The following is a 21,408-nucleotide window of genomic DNA, read 5'->3' on the forward strand; positions in this document are numbered from 1 at the left end:
TGTTCTCAAAAATGAAAAACAAAAACCTTTATAACCATGACCATCAAACCAATTTATATTCTGTTATTTTTTGCAAATTTCATTTGTTTTAATTCCTACGGGAAAATAGGACCAACTAAACTTACGTGTGAATATCTTCAAGATCCACCTGTGGTTGATGTGTTAAAACCGCGGCTGGCATGGATAAACATTGCCAAAAATAGAGAACGCGGTCAAATGCAGTCCGCCTGGCAAATTCGGGTGGCTACTTCCGAAAAGAAGCTTAAAAACCCTGATTTATGGGATAGTCAAAAGGTTCCCGGCGACCAGTGCGATCGGGTTGAATATGCCGGAAAACAACTTACATCAAGAATGGATTGCTGGTGGCAGGTTCGTGTTTGGAATAAAGAGGGGAACGTTTCCGAGTGGAGCAAACCGGCATACTGGCGGATGGGTTTGTTGAGTCCATCGGATTGGAAAGCCAAATGGATAGGGGCACCCTGGCAAGGAGAGGAGGCGCTACCCAAACCGATGAATCCGGGGGTCACTCTTCCGGAACAACTGCCGCCACCGGCACCAATGTTCCGGAAAGAATTCAGGATTGAAAAGCGAGTGGCAAAAGCAGTGGCATTTGTTACAGGACTTGGATATTTTGAGTTTTACCTGAACGGACATAAAGTGGGAAAAGATGTTTTGGTACCGAATCAAACCAACTACGGGAAACGTCCGGGCTTAAGTAATGAAGGTATTCCGCTGGAGGATAATTTCAGGGAATACCGGGTGATGTACCTAGCTTACGATATAAAAAATCAATTAAAAAAAGGATCAAATGCACTGGGCAGCATTCTCGGAAATGGGTTTTTCAATCCGGCGAAATACTGGACGGCTGCCTACGGAACCCCACGTTTTTTGGCGCAGATATATATTACCTATACCGATGGAACTGAAGATGTAATTGTAAGCGATGAAAGCTGGAAAGCTTCTGAAAGTCCTATCCTGATGGACATGGTCTATTACGGCGAGCACTATGATGCCCGCAAAGAGCAGCCCGGATGGGATCAGCCTGATTTTGATGATTCGACATGGAAGTCCGTTGTGCTCAGGAAAGCTCCTGAAGGAAAATTAGTGGCTCAAACAGCCCGTCCTGACAGGGTGATGGAACGATTGGCTCCGGTTAAGATTGAGAAACTTTCCAATGGAAATTATCATGTGGATTTTGGCGTCGAAGTTTCCGGCTGGGTGCGCCTGAACAATGTAAAAGGTCCAGCCGGGCACAAAATTGAAATTAAATACCTAAGCAATACCTTTTCAGGCGACAATTCATATGTTTTCAGCGGAAAAGGTGCTGAATCTTATGCTGCACGCTTTAACTGGTTTGTTTTTAGCGGTGTCGAAATCAGTAACTGGCCGGGTGAACTTCAGGCAGGACAGATCACGGCAGAAATAGTTCACACAGCGATTGATGTGTCGGCAACTTTTGAGACATCGAATCCGCTTTTTAACAACATCAATAAAATCTGGAGGAGAAGCCAGACCGATAATATGCATGGTGGAATAGCCAGCGATTGTCCACATCGGGAGCGTTCAGCCTATACCGGCGATGGTGAGGTTGCTTGTGTTATGGTGATGCATAATTTTGATGCCCGGAATTTCTACCATAAATGGATACAGGACATTTTGGGGGCGCAGGAGTTAAAAACCGGATATGTTCCGAATGGAGCGCCCTGGCAGCCGGGATGCGGAGGTGGTGTAGCCTGGGGGGCAGCCATCTGTATCATGCCCTGGGAATTTTACTTACATTACGGAGCCAAAGATATGCTTGAAGATAATTATGAAGGCATGAAAGGATACATTCGATACATGCAAACCTGGGTCGATAAAGACGGAATTATGTTTTCGCAGAGGGTTGGGAAAAACGGAAAGGTACTCAAATGGTTTAATCTTGGTGAATGGGTAACTCCGGGAGATTTACCGCCGGATGAAATGGTCCATACTTTTTATTTCTGGCGATGTGCAGATTTAACTGCCAAAGCTGCCAAAGCCTTGAATAAGACTGATGACGCCCGGCAATATGCTGAACTGGCTGAGCGGACGAAGGAGGCCTTTCACAAAAGATTTTATGATAAAGTAAATGGAACCTACGGAAAATCGGGCGGAAATATTTTTGCACTGAAAATGGGTGTTCCTGAAAATCAATACAACAAAGTGGTCAATGCTTTGAAAGCTGATATTAAAGCAAATGACGGGCATCTGGATACCGGAATCTTTGGTACCCAATTCTTTTTTGAGGTTTTATCTGAAAATGGCTTAAATGACCTGGCTTATGAAGCCATGAATAAAAAGGATGAACCTGGGTATGGTCATTGGATTGAACTCGGATCGACTACCACACGCGAACAATGGAATGACGGTGGTTCGCACAATCACCCGATGTTTGGAGGCGGATTGGTTTGGTTTTGCCGGGAACTTGCCGGGATGAATACCGATGAGGATGAACCGGGATACAGGCACATCATTTTTAAACCTCAGCCAGTAAACGATCTTTCATTTGTAAAATATTTCACTCAGACGACTTATGGCGAAGCAGGCATCTACTGGGAAAATGAAAATGAACAGTTCTCGATGGATGTGACGGTTCCTGTTGGCAGCCATGCTACGATTTATGTTCCGGTCAGAAAAGAAAAACGAATTACAGAAAATGGAAATCAAATTACTTCGACGGGTGATGTCCGTTTTTTAAGGGACGAAGGTGGCTACCAGGTTTTTGATGTGAAAAGCGGACATTATCATTTTATTTCGGAATAAAGAAATTTTATAATTAAACCAACCGATATGAAAATCCATACTGCTTCGAAAATATTTCTTCTGATAACCATCCTTTCATTTCTTGTTTTCAAATCAAATGCTGAAACCATCCACCATGGGGAGGTTTATAAAATCATTTTCAAATCAGCTAAAACGTATTCCAATCCTTATAAAGATATACCTTCAAGTTCAGGAGGTGATCTGTTAAAAGTCACCTTTGAAGGCTATAAAGGAGAGGCTTTAAATAAGGAGATTACGATAGTAGGTTTTTGGAATGGCGGATCGGAATGGTGCGTAAATTTTGCACCGCCTTATGCCGGTGAATGGAAGTATATCTCTTTTTCACCAGAAAAAAGCATGAATGGAAAGAAGGGAAACCTGGAAGTTGTTACCTGGACCAAAGATGAACAAAACGCCAATCCAACAAGGCATGGTTTTGTCAGGGTTAATAAGACAGGAGAACAAGCCGGACATTTTTTTGAATATTCCGACGGACAGCCGTTTCTCTGGATCGGCGACACCTGGTGGAACTGGACAGACAGCCGTATTCACCTGGAAACATTCAAGCAAATGGTTGACAACCGTTCAGAAAAAGGTTTTAACATCGGTCAGCTATTTGTCCCCGGAAACGGATGGGGCAGGGAAAGTTCCTTGTTGGATGAAACTTATACCAAACTGGATACGGAACATGCAAAAAAGGTTGAGGAAATGATAAGGTATGCCAATTTGAAAGGAATCACGGTTTGGATTCATGGCTGGTGGAGCCGACCTGATCTGAACAAAACGGTTGGAGCGGAAAAAATGCAGCGCTGGTGGCGCTACCTGGTTCACAGGTTTGGAGCATACAATGTGATCTGGGTTCTTGCCGGTGAATATAACATGAACAATTATGGTGGAATGGGACTTAATTTCTGGAAAGATTTGGGCAAACTGATCAAAAAGGAAGATCCGTATGAGCGTATTGTCAGTGTTCACAATACTCCGCCATTCTGGAGTGGTGGTGCTGCAGCTCCCCAATGGGCCACCGGAAAGGTTTTACATCAGGAGGCGTGGCTCGATTACAATCAAAGTCAGGTTGGGCATGGAAAATATGCTAATGAGATGATTCCGCAGGTGGTTTCAGAAGAATATCATCTGAACCCATCGAAGCCAATTGTTGTAACAGAATGCTGGTACGAATTTACTGAAGGCAATCCGACGGCGATGGATATCCGGTTTGCTGCCTGGTCGGCTATACTTTCGGGTGCCGCCGGTCACACTTACGGAGGAGGGCATGTCTGGCTGGCAAGTGTCCCTGAAGCTCCGGGAGGAGCAGGTGCTTGGCCTTATGAAAAAGGATTTGCCCGCACAACCTATGATTATGAAGGAGCTGAATCCATGAAACATCTGGCCGAATTTTTTAAAAAAGTAAAATGGTGGAACATGGCTCCTCACCCTGAACTGGTGCAGGAATATCCGCAGCCATTTTGTCTGGCAAAACCAGGAGAGGAGTATGTGCTGTATTTGAGGTATGCCGGAACAGTAAAAGTCAGAATGGATGGTTCTGCAGCCTCAGGATATTATAAATATTATTGGTTCAATCCTGCATCGGGGCAGATTTATGATTCAAAAACTATTCAGGGTAATAGCGTTTTACAATTTGAGTGCCCCGAATCATATCCTGCAGTCCCTGAATACAAAGATTGGGTGCTATATATAGGCAGGAAATAATTGACGATGAAAGCGGGAAAATTTATTTGAAGAAAGAATGATCGACCAACTATAAACCAGCAAATCATGGATATTAAAAATCTTTTCATTTTTCTTTTTTGATTTTGGCCAGAATTTCGAAATTGTCAATTTAAAAACTGATCATCAATCTACTCCGTTAGGTTTCGACGATCCTGTTCCGGAGTTTAGCTGGGTTTTAAAATCGGACGAACGGGGAATGGAACAAACAGCTTATGAAATTCGGGTCACCGACAATCCGGAAAAATTGGATGCTGGAAAATACTTGCAATCAGGGAAAATCTCCGGTAACCAAACTTTTGGAATTCAGTATTCAGGAAAACCTTTGAAGTCGTTTACCCGGTATTTTTGGAAAGTTCGTGTTTGGGACCAAAACGATAAAGTTTCGGAATGGAGCGCTTCTTCCTAGTTCGAAACCAGCATGATAAAAACATCGGACTGGAAGGCTAAATGGATTTCAGATCCTTGGTCATTGCCTGATCAGGATTAAGACTTTTATAAGGAAACGCCCAATCCGATACTCCGAAAAGAAATTAAGCTAAAGAAAGAATTGAAATCTGCACGACTTTATATAGCCGGACTAAGAGCCTGTCGGACTTAGCTTTTTAACGTCCTTAGCTTTTCATATCTGAAATGCACTTGTTCGATATCAGTTAAATATTCAATTCTCAGTGGCCTAACTGCCAATTATATTAACTATTTTCGCTTTCTGGATTAAAGTCCGACAGACTCCTAGGTCTCGGCAGAAATTTAGATCAGACATAGAGAGCTGAAATGTCAGATAAAATCTCAACTAAATTACTTTGGCGTAAAAATCGGGATAGAACTGGATTCCCTCTATTGGAGTAAAAAATTTATGAATTGATTACTTGAAGACCATTTTAAATAAGACACCGGAACACTCATTTTACATTCAATTATGGAAGAGCTGGAATATATTGAAACCAGAAGAAAAAAATAGAAAAGGCAATTTAAAATTTATCCATAACAAAACATAAGCAAACAGTTGATGTACTGCAATTGTAGATATAAAATGCTTCAAAACGAATGACCAGTTTTACATCGTTTTTGTGGGTTCATTGACTAATCTTTTTGAAAAGAATTTGCAATAAATCAATTTGATTAGTTATTTTATCAGTTTAAAAGTTTAAAATAGTATGGGTGTTTTTTTGAAAGAAAAGCGTTGGCTGGTATATGCTATTCTAGCTGCTGCTAGTTGGGGAATTTGGGGAATTTTAACAAAGTTTATTTCCGGTGACATCAATCCTTTTGCAACCCATTTTATGTTTACTGTGGGTGCGTTGTTTACTTTACCTTTGGTACTTCGGAACTGCAAAATAAAGGAAGCGAATGTCAAAGGCATTTCCCTCGGAATTGGTGCGAGCATTCTTGCAGTAATAGGAAATGTGTCTATTTACCAGTCTTTTAATATGGGAGGACAGGCTGCTGTGATAATTCCTTTAACTAATCTTTACCCATTAATTACCATTGTAATAGCACTTCTGATTTTTAAGGAAAAGTTAAACTGGATAAATGGATTGGGTATTTTTATTGTTATTCCTGCTATACTATTGTTATCTGGCCAATCCAGCTTTTTTGATGGTTCTGATGTATTCTATAAAAATATTGAATTTCAGGTCTGGCTGATATTTGCAATTCTTACACTTTTTTTATTTGGAATCTTCAGCGCTTTGCAAAAAGTAATTTCCAATTATCTTTCTACCGGGTGGGCTTATTTAAGTTTTGTTGTTTCTTCTGTTTTGGTTTCGGTTTGTTTTTTCGCTTTTGGCCTGATCGATTTTAATTTTTCAGAAAAAACATTTTGGCTTGGATCATCAGCTGGGTTCCTTGATGGACTGGGAGTCTTATCCATTTACTGGGCCTATCAGGTCAAAGGCAAAGCCTCTAAGGTCAGTTCAATTGCTGCAGCCTTGCAGCAAGTATTTACCGTCATTTTGGCTATTGTTTTCCTAGACGAGATGCTTAGTTTAGATGCATCTATTGGTATTTTTCTTGCAATTCTGGGAGCCTATCTACTTTCGTTTGAGACGACAAAGACGAGTTAAATTCAGGATAGTTTTATTTTTCAAAATTATCTTCATATTTCAGGTCACCATTCGAATTGAACAATCTGACATAATCAAATGCACCGGAACCTTTTGTTACAAAACGGATTCCTTTAATCGATCCGAGCGGTTTTTTATACAAGCATGAAAAAATAGTATCCTGCCCATTAATAAACCTAGCCTTGTTTTCATTCAATTGAATCTTAATAATATTCCATGAAGCCATATCTGAACTTAAATTTGTTAGGTCATTGTATTTACCATTCAGGAGCACATCTCCAACCGTAACTTCCGACCATCTATGACATCCCCTTTGAACAAACATGACAGAAACCAGACCATTCTCTCCGATAATTCTGAATTCAACATCGTAGCAACTAATGCCCCCATTTTCCGGAGAATTCTTATATTTTACTTCCATTTCACTGTTATCGGCTGAAAGTCCGAAGTCTTTATATAGCATATTTTCAAGGTAATACACTGTATTTGATTTAAATCCCTGCTTGGTAAGGTCGGCAGGCGAGAGATACAAGAGGCTGTCATTATTTTGATCCATTACTTTATTTTCCAGTGGAAGTACAAATTTTCGCTGTGCAAAATTATCATTGTTAAAATAGTAACTGGTCCATCCATCTGATAGTACATGCACCTTAATAGATGAATATATTTTGCCATCTATCCACAAACGAATAGTGTAAAATCCAGGCGTTTCAAAACAATGATTAATCAAATGTCTGCTTTTATCTAGTTTTTCTATCAAAGTAGAATCTTCAGCCTCATGTTCGTCAAAATCAATGTAAATTTCCTGATTTTTAATTTTCGAAATGTCATAATTTATGGAAACGGTATAAGGTACAGTGCCTGATAAGTTATCGGCATAAAATACTGTAGACTCGTCAATGGAATGAAAATGTACAGTTAAAATAATAATAATAAATAATACTGCTACTCCTCCCAAAATGAGTATTCTTTTGTATGAACTGTTTATATTCCATTTATCTGAATGCCTGAAGTAGAATCCTGTTTTATTATTTTTTGTTTGCACAAATGACAGCCAATCTTTATATCCTAAAAACATTGCCAACGCATCTTTGGTGGCCGACTGCGGAGTATATATGTTTTTATATTTAACTTTCCCAAATAGCCTTTTAAGAGTTTGTGCACTGATGGAGATGTTTGTGTCTTCAAGTATCAGTTGGCTTAAATTCCTATATTCATTATCAGTCCACAATGAGATGCTTTCCCAATTGAGCTTTTTCTCAATTTCCTTAATAATTTCTTTTATAAAATAAACATCATTCATACTACTGGGCTATATGATGAGAGATTCTTCATTCAGTTAATAACTAAAACCCTATTGTTCAGTTGCTTAAACGAATGTATAGGTTTTGTACAAACTTTGAATACAATTGATTTGTAAATTGAAAACAAAACTGGTGTAAATTGTCAAGAAAAACAAACGGAAATTGAATTTCAAAATTCTATTTTTTAGGATTGAAACTGCGAAACTTGAATTGTTGAGTAACGAATAATTTACTAGGAAACAATGCGATATATAAATATTATTTTCATTTTGATGTGGGCCGGATTATTTCAGACTAACCAGAGTTTAGGCCAAAATGGTGTGAAGGACACAATTATTTTTTGTACACATAAAGTTGTTCTTGATAATCAGAATAAATTAATTCCATGGTTCACCCCGGTGGAAAATGCCTATGATCATTTTCTTCGCTTGAGATGGGATTTTATCAAGAACAAAGTACCAAATTCACCTGGTCCTCATCCAAGGTCGAAATATCCGCAATATTATTTTTATTGCGGTTTCAAAAATAATAATGTATTAGAGTATGATACATGGATGAACGATGTAGCTGAAAAAATGCCCAATTGGTTTGAAAATGCGCGTCTATATTATGCTTATACTGGTGATCCCAGTGTAATGACAATTGTAAAAAATATGATGGAATATTATATCACTCACGGTACAAGTCCTGCTAATTTTGTCTGGCCAAATTTCCCATACACTACCACAAATGCGGGAGACACGATCTTTCAAGGCTTTACAACTGCATCCCGGTTTAAGTTGCATGAAATACAAGTTGACCATGCAGGAGAGATGGGATTGGCTTATTACAGAATGTACCTTTATAGCGGTGAAAAGAAATACCTGAATGCCGCACTTCATGTAGCAAATGTTCTTGCCGCAAATGCAAGAATTGGTACTGCTGATAAATCGGTTTGGCCTTATCGTGTAATAATGGATTCAGGAAAGATTACTGCAGAATACGGTGCCAATTGGACTGGTTGTTATATGTTGATGGATAATTTGGTTAGAGACAATTTGGGTAATGTGGCTTTTTATAAGGAAGCTCTTATCAAAGCAAGAAATTTCATCTTGCAATTTCCTATGAAAACCGGTTATTGGACAGATGGTCATACTGATACCGATGTTAACAGCAATACCTATAAAAGTAATTTGAGTGCCAGCAATACTACACTGTGCATGTTTGATTACGCTGAATTGAATCCAAACTGGAAGGAAGATATTCCAAAATTAATCAAATGGACTGAAGACTATTTTGTTTCCAGGTCAGCTCAAGGTGAACCTTCTACGATGTGGGGAGCCAATATTGTAGGGGAACAAGACTCCTTTATGTATAAAATGGATTATCAAACGGCACGGTATGCTGCAGTTTGTGCCCGATGGTACGCGGTTTCAGGAGATGAATCCTACAAAGAAAAAGCATATCGCTCTCTTAATTGGGTGACCTATTGCAACGATTCCACCGGCAAGGCTTTCGAAAGCCCTGTCAGCAAAGGAATTTCAACCTGGTGGTCTGATTGTTACGGTGAATGTCCCCGAATGTTTTACCAGGCTTTTGCCGGTGTTCCGGAATTTGCGCCACCGCACGAAAACCACATTCTTTATTCTGAAGGGATACTTAAAAATATTAGTTATGATAAGGGTATGGTGTCGTATGTTGCAACCTCAGCCAATGGTATAGAATACCTGAGGCTGGCATTTAAGCCAAAAATGGTAAAATTAAATGGAAAAGAAATTTGGAATGACAATTCGTTGGACTCAGATACATATAAGGTTAAGAACCTGGACGGTGGTGGCTATTCTGTTATTATAAAGAGACTTAAAAAAGGAGAAGTTATCATTGTTGAATGAGATTCTCTTGTACCAATATTATAATACACTCTACACCAGAAGATAAATATGGAAGGAAATTTTGGTAATGAGTAGATTGAATTTTCAATATGAGATATTTTAAAGTAGAAACACAATTAAAAGTAAAACGATGTTAAATTTAAGATCAGACATAAAAAAGATTGGTTTATTTATCACTGGTATTTTTATTACTACCTGTCTGTTTGCACAAACAACTTCAAACAGGAATTCGGCAACGCCCGACACCATTGCCTACCACAAAGTTGTTTTGGACTATCAGTCGAAACTTATCTCCTGGATAACGCCACAATCCAAAGCTTACGACCAGTTCCTGCATCAACGTTGGAATTTTATTAAAACAAAAGTGCCAAATTCTCCGGGTCCTGCACCCAGATCAAATTATCCGCAATATTATTTCTATGCCTCTTTTGTGATAAAAGATGGGAAAATGGAAATTAAGGATTGGATGAATGATGTTGCGGAAAAACTTCCCAACTGGTTTGAAAGTGCCAGACTTTATTATGCTTATACCGGTGATTTAAGTGTAATGAAAATAGTGAAGGATCTTATGGATTACTCCCTGGAACATGGCACAAGCCCAGCAACATTTGCATGGCCAAATTTTCCATATACAACAACCAATCCTGGGGACACGGAATTTTTGGGATTCACTAGGCAGGGGCATTTGGCTCTTCACGAGGTCCAGGTTGACCATGCAGGAGATATGGGATTGGCTTATTACAGAATGTACCTTTATAGCGGTGAAAAGAAATACCTGAATGCCGCACTTCATGTAGCAAATGTTCTTGCCGCAAATGCAAGAATTGGTACTGCTGATAAATCGGTTTGGCCTTATCGTGTAATAATGGATTCAGGAAAGATTACTGCAGAATACGGTGCCAATTGGGCTGGTTGTTATATGTTGATGGATAATCTGGTTAGAGACAATTTGGGTAATGTGGCTTTTTATAAGGAAGCTCTTATCAAAGCAAGAAATTTCATCTTGCAATTTCCTATGGAAACCGGTTATTGGACAGATGGTCATACTGATACCGATGTTAACAGCAATACCTATAAAAGTAATATGAGTGCCAGCAATACTACACTGTGTATGTTTGATTACGCTGAATTGGATCCAAACTGGAAGGTAGATATTCCAAAATTAATCAAATGGACCGAAGATAATTTTGTGTTTCGCTGCGCACCCGGAGAGCCAGCAACGCAATGGGGAGCTAATATTGTAGGCGAACAGGATGGGTATTTGCCTAAAATGGATTATCAGACTGCCCGTTATGGGGCAGAATGTGCCCGTTGGTATGCCGTTTCAGGGGATAAAACGTATAAAGAAAAAGCTTATCGTTCGTTAAATTGGGTAACTTATTGCAATACTGAGGAGGGGCTGGCAAATGAAAGTCCGGTTAGTTCAATTGATACCTGGTGGTCTGATTGCTATGGTGAATGTCCAAGGATGTTTTATCAAGCTTTTGCCGCAATACCTGAATGGGCGCCGCAGGGAGAAAACCATATTCTTTATTCAGAAGGGATATTGAAGAATGTAGCCTATCAATCAAAAGAAGTTCAATATACTCCTACTAACAATATTGGAACCGAATTTTTACGACTTGATTTTAAGCCAGCTAAAATAACTATAGAAGGTACTGCGATTTCTGAAAACAGAGATGTTCATAACGACACCTATAAACTTAAGGATCTTGGGAATGGGGATTATTCCTTAATTGTCAATCATAAGCATTCTGGTAGAATTGTAATTTCAGAAAATAAGAAAGAACCATTGAATAAATAATCAATTAATAAAAAGGAGTAATAAAAAACAACCTGGATGAGGTATTGGCAGAGATTGCCGAAACCACCCCGTTCATTTACAAATATGAAAATGATAAAATAGTTATAAACCCTAAATCATTAGCCTATGGAAAGATTTAAAAGATTACAAAAGCAAAAAGCTTGCAGATGTTTGCTCCAACAACAAGCTTGCAGATGTTTGCTCCAACAACAAGCTTAAAAGTTAAACAAACAACACCTAACAGTGACATTTACTAATTCAAACATTTTAAATTTATGAAAAAAAGTAACAATGGTGCCTTTTTATTCCATCGATGGGAATTTTATGCACATGTTTTTAAAATTATGAAAATAACAATATTCCTTTTCCTGATCGCAATCGGCAGCGTTATAGCTAATTCTTCGTATTCGCAGAATACGATGTCCAATCTACAGCCTGAAAGAAGGGTAATTACGGGTAAGGTTACCGATTCTTCCGGAGCCCTGATACCCGGTGTAACCGTACTGGTAAAAGGTACAACTATTGGGACAATTACTGATGAGAATGGTAATTATTCGATTTCTAACATTACTGAAAATGCATCATTGAAATTTTCGTTTGTGGGAATGAAGACACAGGAAATAGCTATTGGATCCAGAACAACTATTAATGTGGTATTAGCTGAAGAAACAGTTGGAATTGATGAGGTTGTGGCTGTTGGTTATGGTGTACAAAAGAAAGTGAACCTTACTGGGGCTTTATCTACTGTTACATCTAAGGAACTGGAAGGCAAGTCAATTACTAACATATCCTCTGCTTTGCAAGGAACAATGGTGGGTGTAACGGCTATAGTGAACAATGGACAACCGGGCAGAGACCAAGCGACCATACGCGTTCGTGGTATTGGCACGTTAGGAAATAGTGATGCTATGATTATAGTGGATGGAATTGTAGGATTTATGAATGATATAAACCCCGCTGATATTGAATCGATAACAGTATTGAAAGATGCAGCTTCGGCTGCTATTTACGGTTCGCGGGCTGCAAATGGTGTAATATTGATCACTACAAAAAAAGGTAAAAAAGGGGAGATTACGGCTCATTACAATCTGGATTTTGGACAGCAAAAAATGACCGCTGTTCCTGATGTTCTTAATTCATGGGAGTCGTCAACACTTTACAATGAAGCACTCGTAAACGAAGGTAAATTACCCAAATACAGTGCTGCAGAAATTCAAAAATTTAAAGATGGTTCAGATCCTGAAAATTATCCTAATACAGACTGGTACAAATTATTTTGGACGGGTAATGGAATTCAGCAAAACCATTCTTTTGATATAAGCGGGGGAAACGAAAAGACCCAAAGTTATCTATCTGTGGGTTATCTTAATCAAAATGGGCTCGTTAAACAGTCAAGTAATGACCGCTATACAACACACTTTAAGATTGATACTCAATTGAGACCCCATATAAAACTAAGCAGCAAAATTGCTTATTCGCAGCAACTATTCCATGAACCTGTTAGTAATATTCATAGTCTGGATTTCGGGTTTTTACTCTTGTCACTTAACCAGACAGCCCGAGTCGTACCAAATAAAATAAATGGCTATAATGGGTACAGTGACGAAGGTAACCCTGTTGCTGTGCTTAATGGTGGTTCTAACAATTTTAACAAAACAAACCAGCTATCAGCTATTTTTCAAGCTGACGTAGAAATATTAAAAGATTTGCATTTTATACCAATGCTTGGCTACACTTCTACTATTTTACAATCAAAAACCAGAATTAATGACCTTCAATACTATGATGTTTATACTGGTGTACCAAGCATATGGCAAGGACCTAACAAAGTAGCCAGCAGCAGTAGTTTTTCCAACAATTTGACATTGCAGGCATTGCTGCAATACAATAAAACATTTGGCGAGCATGATTTGAATTTTCTGGGTGGATATTCACAGGAACATAACAAATATGATTACTTGTTTGGCAGCAGATACGGATATCTGAATAATGCTTTGTCCGAGTTGGATGCTGGGCCAGTTACAGGCCAGCAGAATAGCGGAAATTCATCTGAATATGCTTTGCAATCGATCTTCGGAAGGATCAATTACTCCTTTAGAAAAAAATATTTATTGGAAGGAAATGTCAGGGATGACGGATCATCGCGTTTTGCCCCGTCAAACCGTTGGGCCATATTCCCTTCAGCATCTGTGGGTTGGCGTATTTCAGAAGAACCATTTTTTGAACCGGTGAAAAAAATAGTTACAGATTTGAAATTTAGGGGGTCTTGGGGTATGCTCGGGAACCAGAATATTGGGACCTATCCTTATCAGGCAACGATTGCTTCAGGCCAGAATTATACATTTGGAGGCCAGACAGTAGATGGTATCTCTCCCATAAATGGAGTCAATGCAAATATTAAATGGGAAAGCACTGAAACAACGGATATTGGTTTTGATGCCGTCTTATTGAAAGGAAAGGCAAGCTTTACAGCCGATTATTTTATACGCAATACCTCTGATATTCTATTGCCATTACCTGTAATGAGCGCTTTTGGTTTAAACGTCCCGGTAATCAATGCAGGTAGTGTGCAGAATAAAGGGCTTGAATTGTTGGCGGGATATCATTTGAGAAAACGCGATTTTACCTTTGATGTGAATGCAAATGTCTCTATTATAAAGAATGAGATAACAAGTTTAGCAGGTACTGGTCCGTTTCCGAATGGCTCTACCATTCAGTCCGTAGGTTTACCTATTAATTCATTATATGGTTTGGTGGCCGATGGACTTTTCCAAAATCAGGCAGAAATTGATAGCCATGCAGATCAGTCATCAATGGGAGGGCCGGTTGCTCCTGGTGATATCAAATATAAAGATTTGAATAATGATAAAGTTATTGATAGTAAGGACAGACAATTTCTGGGTTCTTATTTCCCTAAAACTACCTATGGCATCAATATTAGTGCCAGTTATAAAGGATTTGATGCTGTTTTGTTCCTGCAGGGCGTAGGAGGGGTAAAATCATTTGTGTCCGGTCGAATATTGGGTTCGCTTTATGACAAGAATGGGGCTCCAACCAGTATTTGGTGGGACCGCTGGACTCCTACAAATCCTAACGCATCTTTTCCGCGTGTTTGGAATTCATATTCTCAAAATGATCCAAGTGCTGTTCCTTCTTCCTTCTGGGTACGTGATGCGAGTTATATAAGACTTAAAAATGTGCAGATTGGTTATACGTTGCCTGTCAAATTGTTGGCCAGAACAGGTGTCAAAAATGCAAGAATATTTTGGACAGGTAAGGATATTCTCACAATTACGAAGTTTTATAAATGGGTAGATCCTGAAGCTCCTATTGGTGGAAACAGTGCTACTTATCCGATGGTAATGGTTAATTCCTTGGGTATAAATTTAACATTCTAATTATTGCACCTTAATTAAATATAACTATGAAAAATACATTAATCATAATATTTGGGCTACTGACGGTCATGGCCTGCTCGTGCAAAGACTATTTAGATCTTCAACCACTTACCCAGTACAGTGAGACAACCTTGTGGACAGGGGTAAACGATGCCACCGCCGCGTGTAATTCTTGTTATTCTCAATTTGAAGATGGCCAATGGGTTGTATATATGGCTGTGGCAAGCGATGATGCACATGATGCTTATCCCTGGGAGGGATGGCAGGAGTTTGGCAACATGCAACTACTTACTCCTAATAGCTGGAGGACTAAATTTGATTTTAGAACTATTACCCGATGTAACTGGTTCTTAGAAAATATTGATAAAGCTCCCATTGATGAAGCACTTTCTGCAAGGATGAAAGGTGAAGTTAGGTTTATCAGGGCTTATCAATATTTTGAAAGGTGTCAGTTATACGGTGATTTTCCGTTGGTAACTAAAATGCTTACTACAGAAGAAGCTAATGCTGTTACAATGACCCCAAAGGCTGAAATAGTAAAATTTATACTAACTGAATTAGAAGCGATTATTACTGACCTGCCAACATCCTATGAGGGAAGCGATAAAGGTCGTATTACACAGGGAGCTGCCTGGGCCCTAAAAGCAAGAGTTGAGCTTTTTAATGGAAAATATGCCGAAAGTGCTGTTTCTAGTAATAAAGTAATGAAACTGGGTGTTTATTCACTATTCCCAAATTATCAGGATCTTTTCCGTATTGCAAATGAATATAATTCGGAAATAGTGCTGGATCTCGGATATTTGGAAAGTGACCCAAACCGGACCATAGGATTGATGGTTCTGGCTCCGGAATCGACACCGGGAGGAGGATGGAGTTCCGTGAATATTACCCAATCCCTTGTCGATGCTTATGAAATGACCAATGGTAAAACGATTGATGATCCAAGCTCCGGTTATGATATTGATCATCCTTTTTTGAACCGTGATCCCCGTTTGCTTCAGACAATCATAGTGCCTGGTTCTGAGTATGCCGGAATAATTTTTAATCCGATGGATCCGAACTCTCTGGACTACTGGCCTACTTACAATTATACCGGATATGTTGGTCGAAAATATATACATTATAAATCTGAATTAGGAGATCTCTATCGTGCCGGCTTGAATATACCTCTTATACGGTATGCTGAAGTGTTGCTGACCTATGCTGAATCAAAAATAGAATTAAACCAGATAGATAAATCCGTATATGATGCCATCAGCCAGGTACGTTTACGTGCCGGATTACCTGCAGTTGACCAGACTAAATATACTACGCAGGTACAAATGCGTGAATTGGTCCGGAGGGAAAGAAGGGTGGAACTGGCTCTGGAAGGACTACGCTGGTATGATATCCAACGATGGAAAATAGGTGAACAAGTAATGAATGGTCCCATATATGGCCTTCGTTTTAGCGATATAGATGCTGCTGGGAAAGTGACCTATACTTCAACTGAACATGCTAAAATTGAAGATCGGGTATTCAATCCTGCAAAAAATTACCTTTGGCCAATACCTCAAAGTCAACTTGACATCGGCAAAAACCTTAAACAGAATCCGGGATATTAGACTTATCTATTCTCATGGAAAGGTAGTTTAGCTTTTAATGATCAATGTTTCGGATGTAAATTAATATCATTCTTACCATTAAGTTCTGTTTTCAGAGTAAGATTGTTTAATGGTAATTTGAAGATAGATTTGACAAAAGCGGTGTATGATTCAATCATACACTGCTTTATATTGCTACTGAACTAAATGAAAAGTTAAAATGAAAATCAATCTATATTTTTTTTGTAGCAACATTTATATTCATAAATACAACTTATGGTCAAAATACAACGGTCGATGGCACTAAATATTAATCCAAAATAGCATTTTCTGGTCCGATGCTGTCCACGCAATACACATCGGTCCTGAGACAAATGCAACAGTAATTGATAAAGTGAATTTTGAAAAGAATGAGGTTTTAGAGCTTAATTGTCCGGAAGGAAAGAAGGGTGGAACTGGCTAAGTACATTCATTCAACCACAATATATTTTTTAAACCGGAAGAATGTTGAGCGGAGATTAAAGCCGTGAGTGAATCAATAGAGCACCGCTTTTATTCCAAATAACTAAGTTAACATAATAATTATTTTTATGAAAAATATTCTATTTCTAACAATTACGACAATAGTTCTATTTGTGTATACAGCGTCTGCACAAAACTTAACAGTCGATGGTGCTAAAAAATACCAGACTATTCATGGACTAGGAGTAAATATAAATCCTCAGTCGTGGAACGTAAACCCTAACGCGGTCAAGACGGTGATCGACAGCCTTATCACAGGGTTGGGATGCACTAGCTTCCGGCTAATGTATGATGATTGCGACTGGGAAGCCAGGAATGACAACAACGATCCCAATTCATACAATTGGGCCTACTATGATTCCGTATATAGCGCTCCACGATTTACCTGCGTTTGGAATACGGCACAATATTTAAACAGCAGAGGGATCACCGACATTACTCTTAGCCCCGATGGTGCAGCTCCCGGTTGGATGGGTGGAACAAAACTTAAACCTGGAGTTGAGGTGGAATACGCCGAAATGATGGCGTCGATGGTGTATTATGGACAGAAGCGTCGCACTCCTGCTATCCATTTCAGCATGTTGTCACCAATCAATGAAACGACTTGCGGTGGGGGAGAGGCGCCTGTTATGACCACAAATCAGCTTGGCACCATTTTTAGCAGCATTGCAACACATCTTATTCATGACGGTATCACAAATGTCACGCTTGTTGGACCTGACGATTGTGATGGCTGGCCGGCAAGTGTCCACGCCATTATAACAAACAAGATCACCATGTCAAAACTCAAATTCCTTGGTGGTCACCAATATGGAAATAGTACTTCAACAAGCAAGGGTTTGGTAGACTCAGTTAAAAATTCTGCTTACAAAGACAGAGGAGTGATCATGACCGAAGCAAACGAAGTCTGTAACGGCTTTAAATGCGATGGAGGATCATACAACCCCGATTATGGATTCAACAATTATGCAGGCCCGGCCTATAAATATATTCTCCAGCATCTGAATGTTGGCGTTAATGGAATTCAGTTATGGGAAGGCTACGATAGCCGTTATCATCATCCTAACCGGTATTTGACCTGGAGTTTTTGGGGAATATTTGCAGTAAATGACACCCTCAAACCTGATGTTTATACTATTCGTCCGCACTATTATGTATTTAAACAATTATATAATTTTGTCAAACCAGGGTTCCAAAGGATAGATATTTCTACAAGTAGGCCAAATCTGACAGTTTCGGCATTCCGAAATCCAAAAAATGGAGAGATAATTATTACAGGCAAAAACGACAGCGACGACCCTCAAACTATTGACGGCATCTTAAAAAATCTGGCATCGATATCAACTTTAAAATATTATTATACCGACGCTTCACATAACTTTTCACGTGGAGCTGATGTGGAAGTTAACGATCAATCTTTTTCGAAGTTAATTCCTGCTTTCGGCGTTTTTACGTTGGTGGGTAAATAAATTAGGTATAAAATGAGGTTCTTTAATTCCAAATTCAGCATATGGTAAGTCATATTCAGAAAGGATTGACTTAAAAAATAGAAAAACTATCTAAACACAATAAAATTATGAAAAAAATTTCGCTATTTCTGATAATTCAATTATTATTTTTTCAACACTCTAATTCTCAAAATATTTCAGGCAATACCCCGGTACAACTGCAAATCGATGGAGCAAAAAAGTACCAGCAAATGGATGGGTTTGGTGTAAATATCAATACTGCGTGGTGGTATAACGGTGATTACGAGGACGCCAGGGTGGTGCAGCCGGCGATTGACATGCTCGTTGATTCTCTTGGCGCCACCATCTTCCGGGCTGTAATTGAAGAGATAGACTGGGAAGCAGTCAACGATGATAAAGACCCCAACAACTTCAACTGGAATTATTACAATAAAGTCTTTTCAAACACAAAATTTCAAGGAGTATGGAATACTTTGCGCTACCTTAATCGGAAAGGGATCACAGACGGATTGATTATAAGCTTGATGGGTGGCGCGCCGGCTGCAGCACCTCTTGATCCAAAGGACAAGAAAAAAAGTTGGATGGGTGGCACCGATTACACCATTGACCCTGCGATGGAAGACGAATTTGTCGAGTCGATTGCTGCGATGCTCTATTATGCACGGCACACGGCTAAAGCTCAATTCACACTGGTATCGCCAATGAATGAAACTGATGTGATATCTGGAAGCAAAAGTGCCGAGCATCCCGATGGAATTGTTGAAGGTCCGAATATGCCTGACGCTGTCCAATTTATCCGTGTAATTAAAAAACTTGCTAAAAAGCTTGATGCCATAGGTATGAGCGACATCCGTTTCGTAGCCCCAGACGCCGCAGGTGATCATTTATTTGCTTCGTGTCTGGACGAAATGGTTAAGGATTCCTATCTTATGAGCAAACTTGTATGCTGGGGAGTACATAATTACAGCAACGATGCAGATAATTATCAAAAAATAGTGAGCAGGCCCGCAAATTTAAACAAATCTTATTGGGTAACCGAAATAGCCGGAATTGATAACTTGTTTGGCCAGATAGATGATAATCCTACTGCATTCCTTTTTTGGGACGGCTTTGATTGTGTTTACCAACACGCCAGACGAAACGGCTATGGCAGTATACCACCTAATGATTGGGTCTTTTGGATAAAAGAACAGGGTAAACCGTTAATAGCATACAATCCTGAAGATAAAAATTGGGTGCCACGTAAGCAATTCTATGAATATGCCCAACTATTCAAGTTCCTTAAGCCCGGTGCTAGCAGAATTGCCACATCAATCATAAAAGACACTCCGGCAATATATGCCTTTGTGAATCCTAACATGCAATTGGTGATTGTAGGTCGAAATAGTACTAATGTTCCTATTACAGTTAATGGAAAGCTTTTGAATCTTCCAAAAGTGAATTCATTGGAAATGTTTTTTACCGATAGTCTTAAAAATTTGTGCAGAACAAGTGATATTACAATTGCTGACAATTCATTTTCAGTTACTATTCCTGCCAACTCGGTATTTACTTTAGCAGAAAAAGTAACCAGTACTACAACAAGCAAAACGAAACGATACAAACCCGAACCATTAGATTGGTATGCAGGCGATATGCATGTACACCGCGATTGTGGAGGCCCGGTTGAAGGAATACTCCCGGAAAGCAAGTTTATTGAAATGATGGCAGTGAACGATTTGGCAGTAATTTCGGTATTAGCCGACAATGGCGATGCTGAAGTAAAACCAAGTGAAGTTGACCTTCTGAAGGTAAATGGAAAAGACTATCATTTGTCAATTCCGGGTAGAACTATTCATTATGATGCAGAATGGCATTTTGACCCAGCCGGTACTACATTTGAACACAAAGCCCTTGGTGGCCATGTCGTATTGCTTGGATTAACTGAGGCTCATCAAATTTGGGACGAATCACCATACGAAATTTTGGAATATGGAAGGGCACAAGGAGGTATTGTGGGTTTTTGCCATACCGAATATTTAAACGATGCCGTTCAAAACGATTTGAACTGTTGCATCCCAATTGAATATCCTGTTGAGGCTGCCTTAGGTACCTGCGATTTTTTCTCTGAAGATGTATATGGTTCTATTTCTCAAAATAATGGTAACTATAATGCCGATGCTACTATCAATGCTTACTACAAAATGCTTAATTGCGGCATTCGCTTAGGTCTATGCGCCGGTACTGATTTTCCTTGTAATGCAAACGAACCTTTTGGAACATTATTAACCTATGTGCAGGTTGATGGCGATTTTACTTACCGTAAATGGATTGAAGGAATCAGAGACGGGAAAACGGTTGTGGCCAGAAACGGTCATGAGGAGTTTATTGATTTGAAAGTGAATAAAACATATCAACCTGGTGATGACATTCAATTTAAAAAGAAAGGGAAAGTTGCTGCTACAATAAAATGGACATCAATAAAACCACTAACAGGGAGGTTGGAATTGGTTTACAACGGAAAAGTAATTGCCTCGAAAAAAGCGACTGCAACTCCTGATTTACCTATCGATTTGGAGGCCGGTTTGGAGGTTGAAGAAAGTGGATGGTTGTGTGCCCGCCGTATGGATGAAAACGGACACCAAACCCACACAGCACCGATTTATTTAACAGTAAATAATGCCCCTGTTAGGGCAAGTGTCGACGATGCCATGTTTTTTGTAGGATGGATTGATAATCTAATCGAAAAAACCTCACCCGGCAATGATTGGAATAAATATTTTTCGCATGATTTAGATGTTGTGCAGGGCAGGTATAAGAATGCAAAAAGTATTTATTTGAAAATTGCGGAAGAAGCAAAGGCACAAAATAACTAGTAGCTAAGATTCGCTCTTGGATTT

General features: G+C 39.2%; 11 protein-coding genes. 10 read left to right on the forward strand and 1 reads right to left on the reverse strand.

The genetic code is table 11. From position 1 onward, the window contains the following. Window positions 1-36: 36 nt before the first annotated feature. The 4 genes from AQPE_RS12920 (at window position 37) to AQPE_RS12935 (ending at window position 6,578) form a co-directional block, all read left to right on the forward strand. Window positions 37-2,784, forward strand: a complete 2,748-nt coding sequence (locus AQPE_RS12920; RefSeq protein ID WP_318346915.1) for a family 78 glycoside hydrolase catalytic domain — start codon at window positions 37-39, stop codon at window positions 2,782-2,784. A gap of 27 nt (window positions 2,785-2,811) precedes the next feature. Next, window positions 2,812-4,494, forward strand: a complete 1,683-nt coding sequence (locus tag AQPE_RS12925; protein WP_318346916.1) for an apiosidase-like domain-containing protein — start codon at window positions 2,812-2,814, stop codon at window positions 4,492-4,494. A gap of 121 nt (window positions 4,495-4,615) precedes the next feature. Beyond that, a complete protein-coding gene (locus AQPE_RS12930; RefSeq protein ID WP_449658200.1) occupies window positions 4,616-4,921 on the forward strand; it encodes a glycoside hydrolase family 78 protein in 306 nt (101 codons plus the stop codon). Between the two features lie 760 nt (window positions 4,922-5,681). Beyond that, window positions 5,682-6,578 (forward strand): DMT family transporter, encoded by an 897-nt coding sequence (locus AQPE_RS12935; RefSeq protein WP_318346918.1) that lies wholly within the window; start codon window positions 5,682-5,684, stop codon window positions 6,576-6,578. 13 nt (window positions 6,579-6,591) lie between these two features. Here the strand turns inward: AQPE_RS12935 and AQPE_RS12940 are convergent, their stop codons facing one another. Continuing rightward, window positions 6,592-7,881, reverse strand: a complete 1,290-nt coding sequence (locus AQPE_RS12940) for a hypothetical protein (protein ID WP_318346919.1) — start codon at window positions 7,879-7,881, stop codon at window positions 6,592-6,594. 243 nt (window positions 7,882-8,124) lie between these two features. On the opposite strand from AQPE_RS12940, the gene AQPE_RS12945 reads away from it, so the two are divergent. The 6 genes from AQPE_RS12945 (at window position 8,125) to AQPE_RS12970 (ending at window position 21,384) form a co-directional block, all read left to right on the forward strand. After that, entirely contained in the window at window positions 8,125-9,753 is a 1,629-nt protein-coding gene (locus AQPE_RS12945; RefSeq protein WP_318346920.1) for a hypothetical protein, read from the forward strand. 130 nt (window positions 9,754-9,883) lie between these two features. Further along, window positions 9,884-11,557, forward strand: coding sequence for a hypothetical protein (locus tag AQPE_RS12950; RefSeq protein ID WP_318346921.1), 1,674 nt, complete (start codon window positions 9,884-9,886; stop codon window positions 11,555-11,557). A gap of 275 nt (window positions 11,558-11,832) precedes the next feature. Then, window positions 11,833-14,955, forward strand: a complete 3,123-nt coding sequence (locus tag AQPE_RS12955) for a SusC/RagA family TonB-linked outer membrane protein (protein WP_318346922.1) — start codon at window positions 11,833-11,835, stop codon at window positions 14,953-14,955. Window positions 14,956-14,981: 26 nt separating this feature from the next. Further along, window positions 14,982-16,559: a RagB/SusD family nutrient uptake outer membrane protein gene (locus AQPE_RS12960; RefSeq protein WP_318346923.1), complete on the forward strand. Its 1,578-nt coding sequence runs from the start codon at window positions 14,982-14,984 to the stop codon at window positions 16,557-16,559. Window positions 16,560-17,173: 614 nt separating this feature from the next. Continuing rightward, window positions 17,174-18,529, forward strand: coding sequence for a glycoside hydrolase (locus AQPE_RS12965; protein WP_318346924.1), 1,356 nt, complete (start codon window positions 17,174-17,176; stop codon window positions 18,527-18,529). 107 nt (window positions 18,530-18,636) lie between these two features. Further along, window positions 18,637-21,384, forward strand: coding sequence for a CehA/McbA family metallohydrolase (locus AQPE_RS12970; protein ID WP_318346925.1), 2,748 nt, complete (start codon window positions 18,637-18,639; stop codon window positions 21,382-21,384). The last annotated feature ends 24 nt before the right edge of the window (window positions 21,385-21,408 follow it).

It is taken from the genome of Aquipluma nitroreducens, from assembly GCF_009689585.1.
Taxonomy (GTDB): domain Bacteria; phylum Bacteroidota; class Bacteroidia; order Bacteroidales; family Prolixibacteraceae; genus Aquipluma; species Aquipluma nitroreducens.